The organism is Pleionea litopenaei (assembly GCF_031198435.1).
In the GTDB taxonomy this organism is placed as follows: domain Bacteria; phylum Pseudomonadota; class Gammaproteobacteria; order Enterobacterales; family Kangiellaceae; genus Pleionea; species Pleionea litopenaei.
In genome coordinates this window covers 1,522,911-1,543,874 of the sequence record NZ_CP133548.1, presented here as the reverse complement: position 1 = coordinate 1,543,874, position 20,964 = coordinate 1,522,911, and the positions used below count along the sequence as shown (strand labels likewise).

Below are 20,964 nucleotides of genomic sequence, written 5' to 3'. Positions count from 1 at the left end.
AATGAACACGCAAACAATGCGAGAACACATCACCGTTGGAATTACCGGTGCTTCTGGCGCAGGTTATGCCGTCGCATTACTTCACGCTTTAAAACATCAATACCGTCGTATTTATGTTATTTTGTCCGATGCTGCGCGAGTCGTTTTTGCTACGGAAATCGATTGGGCGGTTCCCGAAAATTCAGCGAAAGCGAGCGAGTTTTTTGAACGTAAGATTTCTGGAGAAGGTGAAATTATCTTGTGTTCGAAAATGAACTGGATGTCACCTGTCGCATCGGGTTCGGCGGCACCCAAACAAATGATTATTTGTCCTTGCAGTACTGGCACTTTATCGGCAATCGCTACTGGAGCGAGTGATAACTTATTAGAACGAGCCGCAGATGTTGTTTTGAAAGAGCGAGGTCAACTTATTTTAATGGTAAGAGAAACGCCTTTGTCAGCGATACATCTTGAAAACATGTTAAAGCTTTCTCAGACTGGGGCAACCATCATGCCTTTAGCACCGGGTTTTTATCATAAGCCACAAAATATCGATGATTTGTTTAACTTTATGGTCGGGCGAGTGTTAGATCATTTAGAGATTGAACAATCGGTCATGCCTCGGTGGGGTTACAAACATAAAGATGGATAAGGATAAATAGCTACCCTGTATGATTTCGGTTGCTCATAAAGGCTTCGATGAGTGAAGAGGAGTTTCCTTCACTCAGTTTAGTCTCGCTATTTTGTCGAGTTTTTAATAACGAGCTTACGTGTTCTGCCGTTAATTGACTACCGCTGTATTTTCCTCGCACGCCATCACACTTTAAGCTATAAAGTAATTGCGCTTGTTGGTCCGTTTCAATATCTATTGCAACGACTCTTATTGAGAACTGATGAGCAATATCTATAATGGCTTGCATGAGAATACGCGCTTGTTGATTATTTTCGATATTGGCAGTCAGTGTTTTATCGACTTTAATTTTGTGTATGTTTCCTGAGCTGAGCCACGTTAGTGCTGAAGGTCCGATTCCAAAATTTATTAAGCTAATCTTACAACCAAGCATATGTAACCGAGTTAGGTATTTTGAAGCATCTGGGCTAGTTAGCAAGTCCTTTTCTGAAACCTCAAACTCAAACAGATTGCCACTTAGTGAACGCTTGTTAATTTCATCACGAATAAAATCAATGCCATGCTGTGTTAATAACAAAGGTTTTAAAATAGGAATTATAATTCTTGGTGGCTCGACAAGCTTTGCGAGCCATTGCTGAGCATAGTCTGCCGCTAGGTAGAACATTTCTTGATTCAAAGCCGCGAGAGAATTACTTCGCTTTGCAATGTCTAATATTTTGTCAAAGTTAAGAGTCGCTTTATCATTGAGAAATACGGTTTGTCGAATACCGCAAATTCGGTCACTGACTAACTCCGTTTCGACATCAAAACTGGTCTGCAATGTGTGTAATTGTAGCGCTAAGTTCAATCTCTGCTGGTTTTGGCGTAGTAGGTTTATTTTACTATTGATGTCTTCACTGTACACACTGGCTTGATTTCGTCCCTTTTGTTTTGCATCGTACATCGCTAAGTCTGCAAACTTTAGTAGTTGCTTAAAGTTGGTACCGTTTAGTGGATAAACGCTTACACCAATACTGATCGTGACTTGTAATGATAATTCGTTGATTTTGATGTTTGGATCTAATGCACAGCGGATCGCTTTGATCACTTTTTCGATGGATTTTTGTCCATCGAGTTCTTCAACTAATAAGCAAAATTCATCGCCTGAGAGTCGAGCCAAAATATCGACCGATCGAATAGCACTTTTAATTCGGTTAGCAAGTGTGCTGAGAACGGCATCGCCTACCTCGTGACCATGATTGTCATTGATCCCTTTAAAGTGGTCGATATCAATGAATACAAGTGCGAAAGCAGTTTGATGTCTTTGCGCTCTTAGTATTGCCTGCTCGACATGGTAAGCAAACAATTCTCTGTTGGGGAGTTGAGTTAAAGGATCTCTATTTAATTCTAAAGGACTATGCAGGCTTTTTGCGGGTTCAGCGCGCGCAATATAGGCTTCAGCTAGCGACTGAAAAAGTTTAGATAGGTGCACGCGAGACCCTGAGCGAGCTTGGTCGATCATTTCAGGTTCTAACTGCTGCACGAGCTGTTTTATTTTATGACGATCATGCATTCTTACATAAGAGGTCTAGTTGTGTGACATCCGTGAAGCACTTTCGTGCTGCGCCCCTTTGTTGCTTTTGACTGCTACAACCTACTTTCAAGCTGCGCTGTTCAGCGAAACTGAAAACCGATATGATAATCAGTATCAACTCACCGCTCTGCTCGAAATTTAACCAAGACTAGCACCCTTGCGATATTAGGTGAATAGGGATGTATTGATTATTTAATGAACAATATAGAAAACAAAAGGTTACCACATTCATTTAAACGAATCGTAATGAAATTATTATAACTATTTGATTTTAAAGTAGATGGAAAAGATTAATAGCTCTAAAACAGAGGTTTTCACTAAGCTTTTTGAGCAAGGTGCAACACTCATTACTGCGAGTAATCGTCAAGCTCGCTATTGGACTGAGCTTTACCACCGGTATGCCAGCGAGCGAGCTTCAGTTTGGCCGATGCCCGATATTTTACCGGTTGCAGCATGGCTAAAAAGGTTGTTAGAGACCCTTTCTAAAATTAGAGTGGTTCCTGTGGTGCTTGATAAGAAGCAAACACTTTGGTGCATCGAGCAGGTAATCAAAGTGTCACCGGAGCATGAATATCTAATTTCACTATCGGCAACGGCAAAAAAAGTTCTTGATGCGTTTCAACAGTTAAACGAATTTCAAGTCAGCTTATCTCCTGCTGATTTATCAACTCAAGAGCATCATGCTTTTGATGCTTGGGTATCTAAGCTGCAAAGCCAACTGCAAAACAATAATTGGATTGATGAGTCTCAGTTAAGTGAGTGGATTGCTGGTGCCTTAGAAGATGCCGAAACACGAGATATGTTTCCGAATGCTAAAGATATCTATCTGCTTGGATTTCACCAAGTTTCTCCCAGTTTAAAGCGGCTGATTAATGCATTTTCTCAACAGAGTTTGTGTCAAGTTACTGAATTGAATTGTCAGTTTAATCTCGGTGAGAGTAATGCTGCTTCTGCTACTCATCAAGCGAGCCTTTATGAAGCGCAAGACCTTAGACAGGAGCTACTCCATTCTGCTCAGTGGGCCGCTAAGACGTTATTGGAAACTCCGAGTTCTAAAGTCGCTGTAATTGTCCCGGGACTAGAAAAATATCGTTTCGAAGTCGAGCAAATTTTCCGCCAAGAACTGCATTCGAGTTCTCTATTTGAACCCCGTTCTGAAAATTCGATGTTTAATATTTCTGTGGGCAAACCTCTCAATCACTTTGGTGCCTTTAGAGTATCTTTGACCCTGATTAAACTTTTGAGCACCTCAGTTAGCCGTGAACAGTTAGCTGAACTGTTGGTATCAGATAACATTGGCTTTTGGTTTACAGAGTTTTCATTGGCTCAACTCGAAGCCATCAGACAGTTTGCATTTGATTTGCCAGCGCATGAACGAGTTTACTGGTCTTTGTCGCAATTGATTGAAAAACTGAATAAGTTATGTGAGTTTTCTGCAGCAGCTGAAGTCGTTAACCAGTCTGAGCCTTTGGTAAATCCACTTACCGAATTACTTGAATTTACTCAAACGCTTCCTAAAAGTCAGTCTCCAGAGCGTTGGACTCAATGTTTTATCGAGTGGTTAAAATGCTGGGGATGGAATGCTGGTCGAAGCTTATCGAGTTTCGAGTATCAATTAAGAGATGTGATTTTACAGCAGCTAAGCCTGATGAAACGTTTTAATCTAATGCAACCAAAGTGTACATTAGAGCAGGCATATCGGATTTTAGAAGCCGTTAATGAAGGGGCGGTTTTTCAACCAAAAAGCCAAAATGAACCCATACAAATTATCGGACTATTTGAAGCTGTTGGTTTGACTTATGATCAAGTCTGGATTTGTGGGTTGAACAATGAAGTTCTACCATCGCCACCTGAACCGAATCCTTTCATTCCGTTGACGCTCGCTCGCGATAATCATCTGCCGGGATCCGGTCCTGAACGTGAATTGGATTACGCGACGCAACTCCTTAGTTATTTGTTGCATGCGTCAGAAAAATTACACCTAAGTTATTACCGACTCGATGGTGAGAGAGAGTTAAGCCCAAGCCAACTTGTGGTTAGTCAGATTCATCATTTTAATATTGAACTGACCACTGGAACGTGGCGGATGTTGCAGCCTTTAAAATCTAAGTTGAGTCAGCTGCGTCCTGTTACTACCGAGCATTTTTATGACGAGCAAGGGCTTCCTTATACAGAAAAAAACCTTAGAGGTGGCAGCCAATTTTTACACTATCAATCGCTTTGTCCAATGCAAGGCTATTTAGCCTTTCGATTGAATTTATCCGAACAAGAAGTCGTGCATGATGGTATTGATCCGAGAGTCAGAGGTAATTTAATACACGATGCATTACAGCGCGTCTGGAGCTCGATTAAAAATCACTCGAAGCTGATTCATATGAGTGAAGAACAACTTAACTATGAAATTACTCATGCGCTCGAAGCGTCTTATCATTCTGAATTACATAACAAGCAATTGCTTCGAGAGTTAGAGATTGAACGAAGTTTCACATTGATACGTCAGCTTTTGGAATTAGAGAAAAAACGAGCGCCGTTTCAAGTGACGGCAACTGAGTATAGAGTCGATATTAGCATTGGTGGACTTGTCATTCCTTGTCGTCTTGATCGATTAGATAAGGTTGAAGCTTTAGACAGTGAATCGGATTATCATGTTGTCTTAGACTATAAAACAGGCAAAGTCTCAGCGAACTATTGGTTAAGGGATCGCATCGTTGAGCCGCAACTTCCACTTTACATGATGTCAGATAAGCAGAACATTCGGGCTCTAGGTTTCGCTCAGGTTAATCCTGATAAGGTCGCATTTTATGGTGTCAGTGACGAAAGTAATGTGTTTCCCAGTGTTAAAACGATTAGTTCAACGAATTCTGGAATGAATGATTGGCGAGAGTTTTCAGATCATCTTGAGCAACAATTAATTCAGTTGGTCGATGAAATAAAGTCAGGCGTAGCAACGGTCACGCCAAATACTCAGATGAACGCCTGTCAATATTGCCCCTATGATGCGATTTGTCGAGTCGACGAGCTAGAAAGTCATGATGAGTACGAAATAGAGTCAGAGCATGAGTTTGATTCGGAGCGAAAGGTATTATGATCGTTAACGACGCAGAAGCTAGGCTCGAAGCGCTAGATCCTCGACAATCTTTTATTGTCCAAGCACCTGCGGGCTCGGGTAAAACAGGATTGATTACACAGCGCTACTTGAAATTATTGGCTGCTGTTGATCGTCCAGAAAATATTTTAGCGATTACCTTTACTCGTAAAGCCGCTAATGAAATGCGGGCGAGAATTCTCGATGCACTTCAGACGGCAAAAGAGCTGATGCCTGAAGAAAATCACGAGAAAAAGACTTGGGAAATAGCCGCCGAAGCGTTAGCGCGAGATCATGAAAATAATTGGAATATTCTTGATAATCCAGCACGGCTAAAAATACAGACCATCGATAGCTTATCGTCAAGCTTGGTGAAGCAAATGCCACTCATTGCTCACTTCGGGATATCCTCTGGAATTGAGGAGAAACCTACTCCAATTTATCGAGAGGCCGCCGTATCGTTTATTCGCTCCGTATTAGTTGACCGATCGTTTCAAGATTCAGATGATGATACTGCTATGGCCGAGATTGAACAGGCGGTCTTGGTTTTGCTTCGCTCCGTAGGAAACGATGTCAATAAATTATCACAGCTATTCATTGGTATGCTAGCTCGACGTGATCAATGGATTCGACACTTTATATCGGGTGAAAAATTATTGGATCGCAGTGCTCTTGAGAGAGCTCTAGAAACTTTTCTAGAAGATCGTTTGCAAGCGTTGTTTAAATCTGTGCCTCACAGCCTGAATAAACCATGGGCTGAATTTGTAGAGTCGTTGCGGAATAATTTAGCTTATCTCGACAAGCCGCTCTCTGACAATCATCCTTTACTTCAACTCAAATCGATAGAGGCGTGGCCTGAATGCACGTTGAATAACCTAGAACAGTGGCAATTGGTTGCAACGATATTACTGACTAAATCAAAGCTAACTCTGAAAGCTAAATGGACCCAAGCAGATGGTGTTATTCCTGCTTCAACTAAGATTAAAGAAGCTAAGCCGATTGCTAAGTTACAAAAGTCGTTACGTGAAGAGCTTTGTAGTGGGCTAGAGAGTCATACTCGGTTCTTAACGCAACTAGCAGACTGTTTGAGTTTGCCTCTACCTAAATACTCCGACTCACAATGGACAATGATAGAAGCGCTAGAAGCGTGTTTAAAAATGCTTCTTGGTTTCTTAAAGGTCGAGTTTCAAAGTCAAGCTAAGGTTGATTTTTCGGAGTTGTCGCTAGCCGCTCTGCATGCTTTAGAAGATGAGATTGGCGCAACTGACCTAGCTCTAAAGATGGATTATCGTATTCAGCATATTTTAGTGGATGAGTTTCAAGATACATCACATAGTCAATATGAGTTAATCCGATTATTGACTCAAGGGTGGCAAGAAAATGACGGACGAACTTTATTTGTTGTTGGCGATCCGATGCAGTCAATCTACCGATTTCGAGAAGCCGATGTTGGGTTATTTCTTGAGTCGAGACAGCGAGGGATTGCGGGACTAAACCTCAAGCCGCTTAACCTAACGATGAACTTTCGTTCCGAGGCGGGCATCGTTAATTGGGTTAATCAAGCCTTTACTCAGATTTTTCCAACGTCTGAAAACGCGATGTTGGGTGCCGTTCCGATCAGTTTGGCAGATCCCAAAAATGATAATAATGCCGATGCTGTGCATTTTCATCACCGGTATGTTGAAAGCGACTCTGATTTTCAGGTTGCAACCATGTTTAAGCTCATAGAAGAAATTAAAGAGCAGTCGAGTTCAGATAGTGTTGCGATTCTCGTGCGCTCGAAACAACACGCGGCAGAGATAATTGCTGAATTAAAAGCAAAACATATTCCTGTTGAAGCCGTTGAGATGGAGCGATTAGAACAGCGACCAATGATTAAGTGCTTAATGCAAATAACTCGTTTTTTATTAAATCCGAGTGATAAGCTTGCTTTGGCAGCACTGTTGCGTTCAACTTTGTGTGGCGTGAGCCTTGAAACGACGACTAAGTTATTTTCATCCTCTATCGGTCCTTGGCAAACGTTAGCCAATTTTCTGCAATATAATGAGCCTACTAGCGATCCACTTTGGAATGCCATTGCCATTGAAGAGCAACCGCGATTGAAAAAAGTGTTTGAGCGCTTGAATCCTCTATTGAAACAGCGTGCAAGTGCACCTTTGGCCGAATTAGTGTACTCGGCATGGTCTGCGTTAGGTGGTTTACACGTTTATTCAAAAGCTAGAGATATCAATGATTGCAACACATTCATTGAGACGCTTGCTAAAAAGCTTAACGATCAGAGTCATGTTAGAGTTGATAAATTGTACGAGATGATTGCTGAACTTTTTTCTGCTCCAGATTCTCGTGCAGATGGTTTTTATGTATCTGTTATGTCAATTCATAAATCGAAAGGTTTGGAGTTTGATCATGTCATCATTCCTCATCTTGAACGAAAAGCAAGAGCAGACGATAAGCAGTTACTTCTTTGGCAAGAATTACCTGAGTACTATCAACCCGCTAATTTTCTTGTCGCTCCGATGCCAACGGGCAATCAAGAGCAAGATAGAATTTACAAGTTGTTGCATGAAATTAATCGTTCTAAAGCGGATTTCGAAGCAGGTCGGTTGTTGTATGTAGGCGTAACCCGTGCTCGGAAAAAGTTGCATTTGATTGCGCAAACTAAAGTAAAGTTGCAAGACGATCAAGACAGTGATTCAGGGAATCATTGGCAAGTCTCTCAACCAGCGAAAGATTCGCTACTCGCTCAACTTTGGCCGGCGATTGAGCGTCAAGTGAGCAATGATATTACGGTTGATGAGCCAAACGATTCTTTCGCTAAGTTAACCAATGAGTCTACTCGCGCAATTCGCCGTATTTCGTTGCAACAAGAGTTTGTTTTACCTGAGTCGATATTAAGTGTTCACTCGCCTGACTTAACGCTTGCACAAGATGAGGAACCTTCATTTGACTGGGCAAGTGATCAAGCGGCGCTGATTGGAAACTTGGTTCATCAAGAATTGCAACTGATCGCTGAATTGGGCGTTGAGCAATGGAATGAGCAACGAATTCTTGATCGAAAATCACTGTATCAAAACTATTTTCAACGACAATTTGTAGTACAATCTGATCTGTCTAATTGTGTTGATAAAGTAATCAGGGCGCTTACTAATACCCTCAAAGATGAAACCGGTCGTTGGTTGCTGACACGTCATCAAGACGCCGCTTCTGAGTATCCATTGTCGACGCGAATTAACGATACTTTTCGCTCTTTCGTTATTGACCGCACATTTGTTGATTCAAATAATCATCGTTGGATTATTGATTTCAAAAGTGGCGAGCACTCAGGTGGCCGCTTAGAAGACTACTTTGAGTCAGAATTGGAACGCTATCGAGGCCAATTAACTCGCTACGCGGCATTAATGAAAGCATTGGATAATCGACCTATCAAGTGTGCATTGTACCTACCAATGCATCAGAAATTACTCGAATATACCGATATTGTTTAGAAAACTAACCTTAGAGACGTTGTATGAAAAAGAATTACTTTGCATCACTGGTGGAGAAAATCCAGAACCGTTCTCCTTTGTATCGTGGCTGGTTGCTGAATTACTTATTGGGTTCAACAATTAAGTTCGTCGGCACGGCTGGTGTTAAGTGTCAAACCTTGACGCGCGAAGAAAGTGTTTGGACTTTAAAGAATCGAAAAAAAGTACGCAACCATATCAAGGGTGTTCACGCTGCTGCTATGGGATTGCTGGCGGAAACCGCGACTGGCATGTTAGTTGGAATGAACGTACCAGATGATCGAACACCGGTTATAAAGTCAATGAAAATTAATTATGTAAAGCGAGCAAGTGGTGACTTAACCGCAAAAGCAGAACTCACTCCGGAGCAAATACAGCACATCATTGATACTGAGAAAGGTGAAATTCTGGTACCGGTAACCGTGACGGATAGCGAAGGCAAGCAGCCGATTGAATGTGAAATGATCTGGGCTTGGACGCCAAAGCGCTAATTAAGATGGCGTCGTTGAGTCATTCAACGACGCCCTCAAGCCACTCAATAATTTTAGTCACTCCCAAAATACAATTGCCACCATACTGTTCTGCGAATTGTTCGTCTAACTCTTGATCCAAAGGCACTTGCTCTGCTGCCATCAGCGCTTTGGCACCATCAAAATCAACGAAGGCGATTCGTGTTGTCAGTTCTTCTGGCGGACGTCCAAAGGCTTCTCCTGGCAACATCGCAACGCCAGTTTCGGTTAAAATTTTCTCGCATAACTGGGTGCTTGTCGAAATTCCGCGCTCCGATAAGACACCTCGAAAGGGTTCAAAATTCGGGAATAGGTAGAAAGCGCCGTCAGGCATTGCTAATTCAAAACCAGCGGTTTGCATTTTCGTTACGATACTTTTGGCGAGGGTGTACAGAATTCGTCGGCTATTGGCTAAATAGCGCTCTATTTCTAAACCTCCCTGGAAAGCGCGAACCGCGGCATATTGAATCGGAGCTGAAGTGGAGGTGTAAGTTTCACTGGCGACAATCGACATGGCGTCCATTAGCCAGCTGAGGTTGGGAGGAAAAGCAAAGGTACCTAGACGCCATCCTCCAGCGCCACACCATTTACTCAGCCCTGAACTAATGATGGTTCCCTCGGGGTAATATTTTGCAATCGAGGTATGGCTACCATCGAAATCTAATTCACCATAAATTTCATCCGACAACACCAGCACTTTGTATTTTCTTAATTTTTTTGCCAGTGCTTTTAGTTCTCGCTCAGTGTAGGTGTAACCGTGTGGATTCGCTGGGTAATTTAAGATCATTAGACGGGGTTTATTCGGATCGGCGGAACACAGTTGCTCAATGCTGTCGGGCGTCACTTGCCAGTTATGTTTGCTTTCTGTTTTTAGCCAACGAATTTGTCGTCCGAGAATCATTGCTTGAGGGGCATAAGATACCCAGCTAGGTGTTGGTATTACCAAGTCACCGTAGTAAACCAATTGCAGTATAAACATGAGTTCTTTGGAGCCTGGCCCGATAAGAATGTGATCGGGAGCTGTGGCAATGCCCTGACGGTGATGATATTCAGCGACAGCACCGCGTAATTTGCGCAATCCGGCGACAGGCAAGTAGTCTTTCTGATGCGCGTTCGACTTTAATGCGTCTTCAACGACTTGCGGAACAGGGAAGGGACTTTGCCCTAAACCTAACTTTATGACTTGCTCTCCCCGACGAATGAGATCATTACTAATTTCATTGATGGCTAAAGTGGCCGAAAGCGATAGGCCTCGTACATTTAGGTTTAGATGGACATCAGGCTGTTTTTTCATGGTGTCGTCTCCACATCCTTTCGTTATATTACATGTCTAATGTGATCGCATTTTCGCAAGACGGTCATATTATTCTCATCGTAGATTCACACTATCTCATTATGCTAATTGTGATTGATGGCTCTCAAAATAATAAGGATGGCTGTCATATACAAAAACAATACTCAAAACAAAAGCAGGAGCAAGTATGAAATTAACGACAAGTTTATGTGTCGTAGCAATGTCTTTAAGCATAGGCGTTGATGCGGCTAAGTATCAAGTGAATGATGCCGCTTTATCGAACCAGGTTGATGAAAAACACGCTTCGAGAGGTCTTTCTCGTTATCAAAATGAGCTTGGACCACGACCTTTCTATTTACTAGACGACATGGATGATGGCGCTTTAAAAAGCGCGTTAAAGCGATGTGAAAACCGATTGTTTTTCAAGAAAACCGATTTTTCAATTGGGCATCGAGGTGCACCAATGCAATTTCCTGAGCACACAAAAGAGTCTTACATGGCTGCGGCTAAAATGGGCGCTGGGGTGATTGAGTGTGATGTGACATTTACTAAAGATAAGCAGCTGGTTTGTCGTCATTCACAATGTGATCTGCATACAACGACAAATATCTTAGGTATTCCAGAGTTAGCCTCGAAATGTTCTCAGCCCTTTGTTCCCGCCAATGCGGCAACTTCAACACCAGCGACGGCGCAATGCTGTACTAGTGATATCACGCTGGCTGAGTTTAAGTCGCTGTGTGGAAAAATGGATGCTAGCGATCCGACGGCCACTACTGCGGAACAATACATGCAAGGCACTGCAAACTGGCGCACGGATCTTTATTCCCAGTGTGGGACCTTACTCACGCATGCAGAAAGTATTCAACTGTTCAACAAGCTAGGCGTAAAAATGACTCCAGAGCTAAAAGCTCCGAGCGTTAGTATGCCGTTCGAGGGTGACTATTCACAACAAGATTATGCCCAACAAATGATCGACGAATACAAAGCGGCAGGAGTTAGTCCTAAGCGCGTGTTACCGCAATCATTTAATCTGTCTGATGTTGAATATTGGGTTGAACATGAGCCGCGTTTTGCTCGTCAGGCCGTTTACTTGGATGACCGCATGTATACACAAGCAGATTATGTTCCTAGCTTGAGCGACATGATGAGCTTACGTGAGAAAGGTGTTCGTGTTATTGCTCCGCCAATGTGGGCCTTGCTTACTTTAGACGAGGAGCAACAATTGGTGGCTTCTGATTACGCCAAGTATGCTCGTCAAGCAGGCTTGAAAATTATCACTTGGACATTGGAGCGCGACGGACCGCTAAAAGCTGGCGGCGGCTGGTATCACCAGTCGATATCTGAGGCCATCAATAATGATGGAGATACCTATCAAGTACTGGATGCTCTGGCTAAAAAGGTCGGGGTAATCGGTGTTTTTTCTGATTGGCCTGCGACCACCAGTTATTATGCGAACTGCATGAATCTAGACTAATGGGTTGTTTTTAATGGCTTTTGGTGGTGAGTTGAGAGAGGTTTCACTGGCATCAGACACCACCAATATCCGAGCCTGTATCAGACAAGCGACCGCTATCACTGGTTGGCGATTTTTTTGAGTAAATAATGGTATAATCCGCGGTTAGCGATTGTATTAACTGGCTACTGCGGAGATTGCATGTCTGACACCACAACACAGATTACCATAATTCAACCTGACGATTGGCACCTACACTTTCGAGACGGTGATATCTTGCACGAAACAGTACCTGCCACTACGCGTTGTTTTCGTCGCGCCATTGTAATGCCTAACTTAGTCCCCCCAGTAACTACATCGGCGATGGCCATTGATTATCAAAAGCGAATTATGGCCGCGGTTCCGGCAGGCGTTGAGTTTGAGCCTTTGATGACGTTGTATCTTACCAACTCAACCACCATCGAAGATATTCGACAGGCAAAGGCTGCGGGTGTTGTAGCCGCGAAACTCTATCCGGCTGGAGCGACAACCAACTCAGATGCGGCTGTGGGTCAAGTAGAAGCCTTGTTCCCCATTTTCGAAGAGATGGCCAAAGTTGATATGCTGCTATTGATTCACGGTGAGGTGACTGACGGCGATATCGATATTTTCGATCGAGAGAAAGTATTTATCGATCGACATTTATACCCAATTGTACGAGCCATGCCAGAACTAAAAGTGGTTTTTGAGCATATCACAACAAAGGATGCGGTCGACTTTGTAGTGACCGCGACAGACAAAGTAGCAGCAACCATAACGCCTCAGCATTTATTGATGAATCGAAATGACTTGCTGGTCGGTGGCATTCGCCCGCATAACTATTGCTTGCCTGTTTTAAAACGAAACACCCATCAGTTAGCTTTACAAAAAGCAGTAGCGTCTGGCTCGAAGAAATTTTTTCTAGGAACTGACTCAGCACCTCATGCGAAACATAAGAAGGAAACCGCGTGTGGATGTGCTGGTTGTTATAGTGCATGGAGTGCGATTGAGCTTTATGCTCAAATTTTTGAACAACTGGGTTGCTTGGAGCATCTTGAGGCATTTGCTAGCTGTAATGGGCCCGATTTTTATGGCTTACCTCGTAATAAAGATACCATTACCTTGATTAAACAACCGTGGCAGGTTCCTAATGAAATTGCATTGCCCAATGGCGATCCTATCGTTCCATTTTATGCAGGCGAAACGCTAGCTTGGAAGTTGCAAGATAAGTGAGTCAATTGTCTCAAAGTAATCTCGAAAAAATAGACGCTAAAAAGTTCAAACCGAGCTTATTGGTTATCGGATACGTTTGGCCGGAGCCAGAATCATCGGCTGCAGGACGGCATATTTTATCGTTGATTCAAGCTTTTCAAACGGCAGGATTTAAGGTGGTGTTCGCGTCACCAGCACGTTCTAGCGATTTTATGTTTGATTTATCAACGATAGGAGTAAAAACGGAGTCAATTGCAATAAATGATGATGCCTTTGATGAGTTTTGTTCTCAGTTAAATCCAACCGTGGTGTTGTTTGATCGTTTTATGATGGAAGAGCAATTTGGTTGGCGCGTAGAGCGTTGCTGTCCTAACGCATTAAGAGTGCTTGATACCGAAGATCTTCAATTCTTAAGAGATGCTCGTCATCGAGCATTTAAACAGCAGCGAGAGATCGCGAATAGCGACTTTATGTCGGAGCTAACCTTGCGTGAGGTCGCTGCTATTTTACGAAGTGACTTATCACTAATCATTTCTGCTTTTGAATGTGAACTGCTGCAACGTCAGTTTAATGTACCAAAACAACAGCTCATTACTATTCCATTTATGGTTCCATTCTCAGAGGCCAACTTTAAACCCTTCGAAGAGCGACAACACTTTGTTGCCATCGGTAATTTTCGACATGCTCCTAATTGGGACTCGGTATTATTTTTAAAACAGATTTGGCCAAACATTCGAGCGAGAATACCGCAAGCAGAACTGCATATCTATGGTGCTTATACGCCGCCAAAAGCGACGGCATTAAATGATTCAAAGTCGGGTTTTTTAATTAAAGACCGAGCTCAAGACGCCTTTCAAGTGATTGCAGAAGCAAAAGTATTGCTAGCACCATTGAGGTTTGGCGCAGGTATTAAAGGTAAGTTAATAGACGCTATGCAAATGGGAACGCCGAGTGTGACGACTCCGGTGGGTGCAGAAAGTATGCATGCTGAGTTAGCATGGCCAGGATCGATTGCTAGCAATGAGGATGAGTTTGTACAACAAGCGGTAGAGTTGTATGAGAATTCTCAAAAGTGGATGAGAGCGCAACAAGCAATTGCTCCTATTATGAAAGAAGTCTTTGATCGTGAGGCGCTTGAGAAAAAATTACTAACACGCGTGCAAAACATCTTAGATGATATGGATGAACATCGAAGTCAGCTATTTTATAACGCGATGTTACGCCATCATAGTCTGCGCAGTACCGAGTTTATGTCACGCTGGATCGATGTAAAAAACCAGCTGGCTAACGTGAAGTCTGATTCGCGACCCTCCGACAGAAATGGAGACGTTTGACAAATTTTGTTATGGGCAGTTTTAAAAAATAGTATCGTTAAGTAATTAAAAACATGAGTAATACAAAAATTGGAGTCGTAATGATTAAGTATTTTGGACTAGCAGTTGTTCTGTTAGTAACTAACCTGATAGACGCTAAAGATCAGGTTCATTATTTAGTAGATTTCCAACAGCCACAACATCATTTAGCTGACATTCAAGTTAAATTCCCCAAGCATGAGGGTAAGCAGTTAGATATTAGTTTGCCAGTCTGGAGAACCGGGCGTTATGAAATTCTCGACTTAAGCAAAGGCATTCGAAATTTTTCCGCTTTTGACGCGAATGGAAAAGCACTTGAATGGCGAGCTATCGATAAAGCCAGCTGGCGAATTGAATCTAACGGCGAACCTGTCACCATACAATACTTATTGTATGCTAATGATATTGGGAGTCGTACTCGACATATTGATGACACCCATGCCTTCTTAGATGCGACCGCAACCTTTGTATATAGCCCTCAACTGCGTGACCGACCCATTAAAGTTCGTTTGATGGTGCCTAACAAATGGCGCTCACGATCAGGAATGGAATCTGCGGGTAAGCACACGTTTGTTGCTGATAATTACGATGTTTTAGTTGATTCGCCGATAGAAACGGGTATTCACTCTTTTCGAGAATTCACCGTCGGAGACCGTGAATATGAATTGTTATTTTGGGGACGAGGAAACTACGATGAAGCCAAAATTGAAGGTGACTTAGCCAAGCTTGACCGACAAGTCGAAGCGATTTGGAAAGAGTTTCCGTATTCTCGATACGTTTATATGATACACGCGACCAGCGGTCCTAGAGGCGCGACTGAACACATTAATTCGACAGTCATTCAACGTCAAAGAGATCGGTTCGGATCTCGCTCTGATTACCTAGACTTTATGGGTACCGCTGCCCACGAGCTAATACACACTTGGAATGTTAAAGCTTACCGGCCAGCTGCTCTCGTTCCCTATGACTATCAGAAAGAAAGCTATACACCTCTCCTTTGGGTAGCAGAGGGGTCGACGAGTTATTACGATACATTGTTGGTGCGACGAGCAGAGATCTCAACCCAAGCAGAGTTTCATAAAGAGATCGCGAAGTCGATCGAAAAGCTTTTAAATCGACCTGGGCGTGAGGTTCAATCGGTATCAGAAGCAAGCTGGTATAGTTGGATTGAGTCTACCAATGACTTTACTATTAATCATGGTGTCAATATTTATGCGAAAGGCTCGTTAGTCAGTTGGCTTCTTGATTATAAAATACGAGAAGCGACGAACAATCAGAAACGTTTCGAAGACGTTCATCGATTGCTTTTTCAGCGTTTTAATGCCAGTGAAAAAGGTTTTACAGATGAAGACCTCTTAAGCTTAGTGAATGAAGTCACGGGTAAAGACTTTGGATCTTTTTGGGATGACTATGTATGGGGAACGAAGCCCATTCCATTTGATGACATGTTGAATTATTTCGGTTTGAAAATAGAACGTCTCAAGAAAGAAGACTTAAAAGTTGATTTAGGCATTAAATACGACAACGAATTAGTTTTAGAACGAGTTAAAAAGCATTCTTCAGCTTGGAAATCAGGACTCACCAGCGGCGATCGAATTGTTGCAATCAACAAGTTGCGGCTCAGTAAAGACAATATTGAAGAACGCATAGAAGCGCTTCCAATAGGACAAAATATTACTATTCAGTTCTTTCGCAGAGATGAACTAAAGGAAGCCACTTTGCTGACAGAAGTGAATGAGAATACATCGCTAAAAATAGTTCCAGTCGAGCAACCCACTGATCAACAGAAAGAACATTATCAGTCTTGGACCAGTCATCCACTTGAAAACTAAGATGGGTAAGAATTTTTGAGGACAAGTATGAGCAAAATATTTTTAACGGCATTGGGCTGCCGTCTCAACGAAGCTGAATTACAGCGTTGGGCGCAAGAGTATCAGTCTATTGGTTATTCGATTACCCAACAGCCAGAAGATGCTGCTGTGATGGTCGTAAATACTTGCGCCGTGACTGGTGAGGCGGCTCGAAAGTCGCGGCAAGTAATTCGCAAACATCATCGTAAGAATCCGAGTGCCAAAATGGTGGTTACAGGGTGTTATGCTTCGCTTGAAGAGCAACAAGCGAATGAGATTCTTGGTGTCGATCTGGTGGTAAGTAACCAAGAAAAAGATCAGCTTGTGGCGAAAACACAAGCGGTGTTAGATATGCCAACGATGCCAACGATGGCTACCGAACCGGGAGCGCCCGCTTTGTTTGCCCGAAATAAAGAGCGAGCGTTTATTAAGGTTCAAGACGGCTGTCGATATCGATGTACCTTTTGTATTGTTACCGTCGCTCGTGGTGAAGAGCGCAGTCGAACACCGGAATCTATTATCGAAGAGATTAATCAACATGTACAAGATGGTGTTCAAGAGATCGTCATTGCTGGGGTTCATGTCGGTGGCTACGGCAGTGACCTAGAGACCGACTTATTTTCGTTAGTCGAGCGCATATTGGCCGAGACATCTGTGCCGCGCATTCGATTTGCATCGGTGGAGCCTTGGGATTTACCCGATCAATTTTTTACCCTGTTTTCGAATCCGAGAGTACTACCGCATATGCACTTACCATTGCAGAGCGGAGCCGACAGCGTGTTGCGGCGAATGGCTCGTCGCTGCAAAACCGAAGAGTTTGAACGCTTAGTTACGCAAGCTCGAGAGCACATTCCCGGATTCAATGTGACGACGGATATTATTGTTGGTTTTCCAGGTGAAACAGACGAAGAGTTTGCAGCATCATTGAGTTACATTGAAAAGGTTGGGTTTGGTCATATTCATATTTTCTCTTATTCGCCAAGAGAAGGAACCAAAGCGGCGAGATTGCCTGGGCATTTAGATAATGCAACGAAGAAATTGCGCAGTCAGAAATTACATCAACTTGCAGCAAGACTGAAAGAACAAGAACAACGTCGCCAACTAGAGCTCGTTGTCCCTGTTTTATGGGAGGGTAACCCACAAGCGCTAGAAAATGGCATGGTTAGGTTTATTGGGCACACGCCAAATTATCATCGCGTGTTTACCGATGTTCCCCCGCAGTTTGACATTGGTAATGCGATCATTGAAACCAAGCTTGTCGCGATCGAAGGCGATGCGATACAAGGACTAGTTACATTAAATGAAGAATATAAAAAAGGTGCTCCTATTGCTGTGACGTTGAAGCCATAGTCAAGAGCTTGGAACCTTAATGGATAAGAGAGGATATCATGTTAAAGGACTTTAATTGCGAGCTCCGTATTTGCTCGAGCAGTATTTGCTCGACCCGCGTTATTTCGATCCGCATTTGTTCGATCTATTTCGTCTTGATGTTTTGGGCGGTTTGTTTCCACAATAATTTAACCGCTCAACAGACGCCAAAACGTCAAGTTTCGGATCTTAAGATAACAACGCTTTCTACAATGCTGGCAGATCGTGGACACGGTGAGTGGGGATATTCTGCGCTAGTAGAAGTCGGGCAAAAGAAAATACTCTTTGATACTGGACGTTATCCTGAGACCGTTTTAAACAATGCCCAACGGTTAGGTATCGATTTATCGGAAGTTGAAGACGTTGTGCTTAGCCATAATCATGGCGATCATACAGGTGGCGTACTTTATCTTAGGGAACATTTAAAATCGATCAATCCTACGGCTATCAGTCGTATTCATGTTGGTAAAGGTATTTTTACTAAACGTGTCGGTCGCCCTCATTCTATGCAAGTTTTAAAAGATTCACTCGAAGCAGATGGCGTTGAGTTTAAAATTTACGACTCTGTTCAGGAGATTTTCCCCGGTGTGTGGCTAACCGGTAACGTACCTCGAAAGTACGACGAAAAAAATTACAATCCAAACTCGAAACTGGAAACAAAGCAAGGAGAGGTTGTTGATATTGTTGCTGAAGATATGTCTCTGTTTATTAATACCACAAAGGGAATTGTTTTATTGTCGGGGTGTGGTCATTCGGGGATTATCAACACGATGGCATTGATACAAAGTCGATTCAAAGAAAAAAAGATCACCACCGCAATAGGAGGGTTTCACCTACTTAGAGCGAGTGATGAACAGCTAAAGTGGACGGCTAACCAACTAAAGTTATTTGGGTTGCAGCAAATGAATGGAGCTCACTGTACTGGGATCAATTCGTTAGTTCAGTTACGAGACCTAATGAAAGGCTCACGTCAAAATTACGTGGTTGGGTCGGTCGGTGATTTGTTTACCTTAGAGCAGGGGATTCGACCCGGAGCAATTGCGCGATAGATAGTCATCCAATTAAACAGAGAGCTAATTCAATACAGAGAGCTAATTCAATACATAGAAATAATTCAACTCAGAGAAGCAATCCAATAAAAAAGGGACATGTCGTCCCTTTTTTAGTTTTAGGCAATAACCATCGTTAGTCAATCAGTTGACGATTTCCTGCGCCGGGCAATACCGACATGCTTTTTTGTCGAGAAGACATCACTTGATAGCTTTCACTGAATACATCATCAATAAATGTCCAGTCAGCGGTTGCTTCATCGTGCGTAAAAGTAACGGTTAAAAATCCACGATCGTAAACATTACAGAAGGCGAGGTTATCAACCAGTTGAGTAATTCCCGCTTCGTATTCAATGGCGGTCTCTCGATTCGGAATTTGTAGGTAAACTTCAAGACCTGGAGAGCTAACAGAGGCCGTGGCAAACTCAACGCCGACTTGAGCGCCTGTGAAGGTTTTTAGGTCGCTGGCCCAGGCATTATGAGTGTCGCCAGCAAGTACTACGAGGTTTTTATCAAACGCTTGCGCAGTGCCTAACACCACTTCTCTTTCATAAGCATACCCATCCCATGCATCGAGGTTGTATGGAATACTTGGCAGTTGAATCAAGGCGATATTTTCCGGTGTTAATAGAGCTTGATTTGCTTGCAGTAGTGCTAAATTTTCTGGGGTTAATATGGCCAACTCTTCGGGTGTTAACGTTGGATCATTAGCTTGATAACGTTCATAAATCGCGGCAATTTGAGCAACTCGTGCAATCAATACAAACTGATCAATGGATAACGCTTGAGTGGCAATGGCGGCAGGCAGAAACATTTTGCCCATTAATACTTGTTGGCCAAGAACTTGCCATTTGGCAGTGCTGGTTGCCATAGCTGACTGCAACCATGCGAGTTGCTGGCCGCCTAACAGAGTTCTTGATGTGTCTGATAAGGCTGCTTCGAAGGCAACCGCATCGATATTGCCAGAGCCATCGACAAAGTCATAAATGTCGATGGGTTGGTCTCGGCCGATAATACGGGTATCTAACATGTGAAGATCAAGTAGGTCACCGTAGCGGAATGTTCGGTAAATAGCTAAGTCGCCTTGAGCAAACTTGTCTCGCACAGGCATCCATTCAAAATAGGCCATCAAAGCTTCAACTTTGCGCGTTTCAAAGTCGCCTTCGCCGTCGTTGTGATTTTCAGCGCCATCTTTATACGCATCGTTAGCCACCTCATGATCGTCCCAAACGGCAATGAACGGGAACTTTCGGTGACATTTTTGAAGATTGGGATCGGTTCGATATTGTGCGTAACGCTTACGATAGTCAGCAACCCCTAACAGTTCGGTGTTGTTATCAGAATTGAAACCTCGCCCAATTTCGTTAGCTCGCTCGGTTGCATAGCCACCGTCGCCGTATTCATAAATATAATCACCGAGATGAAGTACCGCATCAAGATCGTTGCGCTTAGCAACTTCGCCGTAAACATGAAATAAACCCGCTGGATAATTCGAGCAAGAAACGACGCCAAATTTAGCGGATTCAATATGGCCGACAGGCAATGTTTTGGTGTAGCCAATCGGCGAACGTTTCCCATTCGATGTAAAGAAGTAGCGGTAACGTGTACCCGGTGAGAGACTGATTAAGTCCAGTTTTAATGTGTGATCGGTACTGGCATTAACTTGAGTGAAACCACTGATGACAAATTGATCGGTTTCATCGTTATAGACTTCCCATCCAACAGTGACTTCCGAATCATCTTCTACGGTAATTCGCGTCCAAACAATGACGCTAGCACTGGTTGGATCGCCACTGGCAACGCCATGTAAGAAATCGACTGCTGTGTGTCGATCAGAATCGTCATCAATCACACAACCGGTTAAGCCACTCGCTACAATCGTCGTGCCCATTCCCAATGAAGTTGCGCGGATAAAGTCGCGCCGAGTCAATTTAGTCATACTGCTTCCTTTAGAATTTTTTGTTATCAGGCCAAGTTTACGCAGGGGATTGTGACAAATCGACGACAATCACGCTGGTTGCGGAGGTAATATTTACATTTTCGTTTCATTGTGGCAAAACTTGTTGTTTTGCGCTGCGGCAACCTTTA

The 20,964-nt window shown here is 43.1% G+C and carries 13 protein-coding genes; 10 read left to right on the top strand and 3 right to left on the bottom strand.

What is annotated here, in order from left to right; all coding sequences use genetic code 11:
- Position 1: 1 nt before the first annotated feature.
- Positions 2–631 (top strand): flavin prenyltransferase UbiX, encoded by a 630-nt coding sequence (locus Q9312_RS06875; protein ID WP_309203849.1) that lies wholly within the window; start codon positions 2–4, stop codon positions 629–631.
- A 10-nt stretch (positions 632–641) separates the two neighbouring features.
- On the opposite strand, the gene Q9312_RS06870 is transcribed toward Q9312_RS06875, so the two are convergent.
- The gene (locus Q9312_RS06870) at positions 642–2,162 is read right to left on the bottom strand and encodes a diguanylate cyclase domain-containing protein (protein ID WP_309203848.1); all 1,521 of its coding nucleotides are present in this window, start codon (positions 2,160–2,162) and stop codon (positions 642–644) included.
- A gap of 301 nt (positions 2,163–2,463) precedes the next feature.
- Between Q9312_RS06870 and Q9312_RS06865 the strand changes: the two genes are divergently transcribed.
- The 3 genes from Q9312_RS06865 to Q9312_RS06855 are packed head-to-tail and all read left to right on the top strand — an operon-like array spanning position 2,464 to position 9,262.
- The gene (locus Q9312_RS06865) at positions 2,464–5,271 is read left to right on the top strand and encodes a PD-(D/E)XK nuclease family protein (RefSeq protein ID WP_309203846.1); all 2,808 of its coding nucleotides are present in this window, start codon (positions 2,464–2,466) and stop codon (positions 5,269–5,271) included.
- On the top strand, positions 5,268–8,753 hold the full coding sequence (locus tag Q9312_RS06860) for a UvrD-helicase domain-containing protein (RefSeq protein WP_309203845.1): 3,486 nt from the start codon (positions 5,268–5,270) through the stop codon (positions 8,751–8,753). Before Q9312_RS06865 ends, Q9312_RS06860 begins: the two co-directional genes overlap by 4 nt.
- Before the next feature lie 23 nt (positions 8,754–8,776).
- On the top strand, positions 8,777–9,262 hold the full coding sequence (locus tag Q9312_RS06855) for a DUF4442 domain-containing protein (RefSeq protein ID WP_309203844.1): 486 nt from the start codon (positions 8,777–8,779) through the stop codon (positions 9,260–9,262).
- Between the two features lie 19 nt (positions 9,263–9,281).
- Here the strand turns inward: Q9312_RS06855 and Q9312_RS06850 are convergent, their stop codons facing one another.
- Positions 9,282–10,574: a pyridoxal phosphate-dependent aminotransferase gene (locus Q9312_RS06850; RefSeq protein ID WP_309203843.1), complete on the bottom strand. Its 1,293-nt coding sequence runs from the start codon at positions 10,572–10,574 to the stop codon at positions 9,282–9,284.
- Between the two features lie 187 nt (positions 10,575–10,761).
- Here Q9312_RS06850 and Q9312_RS06845 point away from each other — a divergent pair, with 187 nt between their 5' ends.
- The 6 genes from Q9312_RS06845 to Q9312_RS06820 all read left to right on the top strand — a co-directional run bounded on the left by Q9312_RS06845 (position 10,762) and on the right by Q9312_RS06820 (position 18,876).
- On the top strand, positions 10,762–12,048 hold the full coding sequence (locus Q9312_RS06845; protein WP_309203842.1) for a glycerophosphodiester phosphodiesterase family protein: 1,287 nt from the start codon (positions 10,762–10,764) through the stop codon (positions 12,046–12,048).
- A gap of 180 nt (positions 12,049–12,228) precedes the next feature.
- Positions 12,229–13,278 (top strand): dihydroorotase, encoded by a 1,050-nt coding sequence (pyrC, locus tag Q9312_RS06840; RefSeq protein WP_309203841.1) that lies wholly within the window; start codon positions 12,229–12,231, stop codon positions 13,276–13,278.
- Positions 13,275–14,591, top strand: a complete 1,317-nt coding sequence (locus Q9312_RS06835; protein WP_309203840.1) for a glycosyltransferase — start codon at positions 13,275–13,277, stop codon at positions 14,589–14,591. The genes pyrC and Q9312_RS06835 overlap by 4 nt, the downstream gene beginning before the upstream one ends.
- Positions 14,592–14,671: 80 nt before the next feature.
- Positions 14,672–16,441, top strand: a complete 1,770-nt coding sequence (locus Q9312_RS06830) for a M61 family metallopeptidase (protein ID WP_309203839.1) — start codon at positions 14,672–14,674, stop codon at positions 16,439–16,441.
- Between the two features lie 27 nt (positions 16,442–16,468).
- On the top strand, positions 16,469–17,809 hold the full coding sequence (gene mtaB, locus Q9312_RS06825; RefSeq protein ID WP_309203838.1) for a tRNA (N(6)-L-threonylcarbamoyladenosine(37)-C(2))-methylthiotransferase MtaB: 1,341 nt from the start codon (positions 16,469–16,471) through the stop codon (positions 17,807–17,809).
- 38 nt (positions 17,810–17,847) lie between these two features.
- Positions 17,848–18,876 carry an MBL fold metallo-hydrolase gene (locus Q9312_RS06820; protein ID WP_309203837.1) on the top strand — a complete coding sequence of 343 codons (1,029 nt, stop codon included), beginning with the start codon at positions 17,848–17,850 and terminating at the stop codon, positions 18,874–18,876.
- 136 nt (positions 18,877–19,012) lie between these two features.
- Here Q9312_RS06820 and Q9312_RS06815 read toward each other — a convergent pair whose 3' ends face one another.
- Complete coding sequence (locus Q9312_RS06815) at positions 19,013–20,815, bottom strand: alkaline phosphatase D family protein (protein ID WP_309203836.1); 1,803 nt, start codon at positions 20,813–20,815, stop codon at positions 19,013–19,015.
- Positions 20,816–20,964 lie beyond the last annotated feature (149 nt).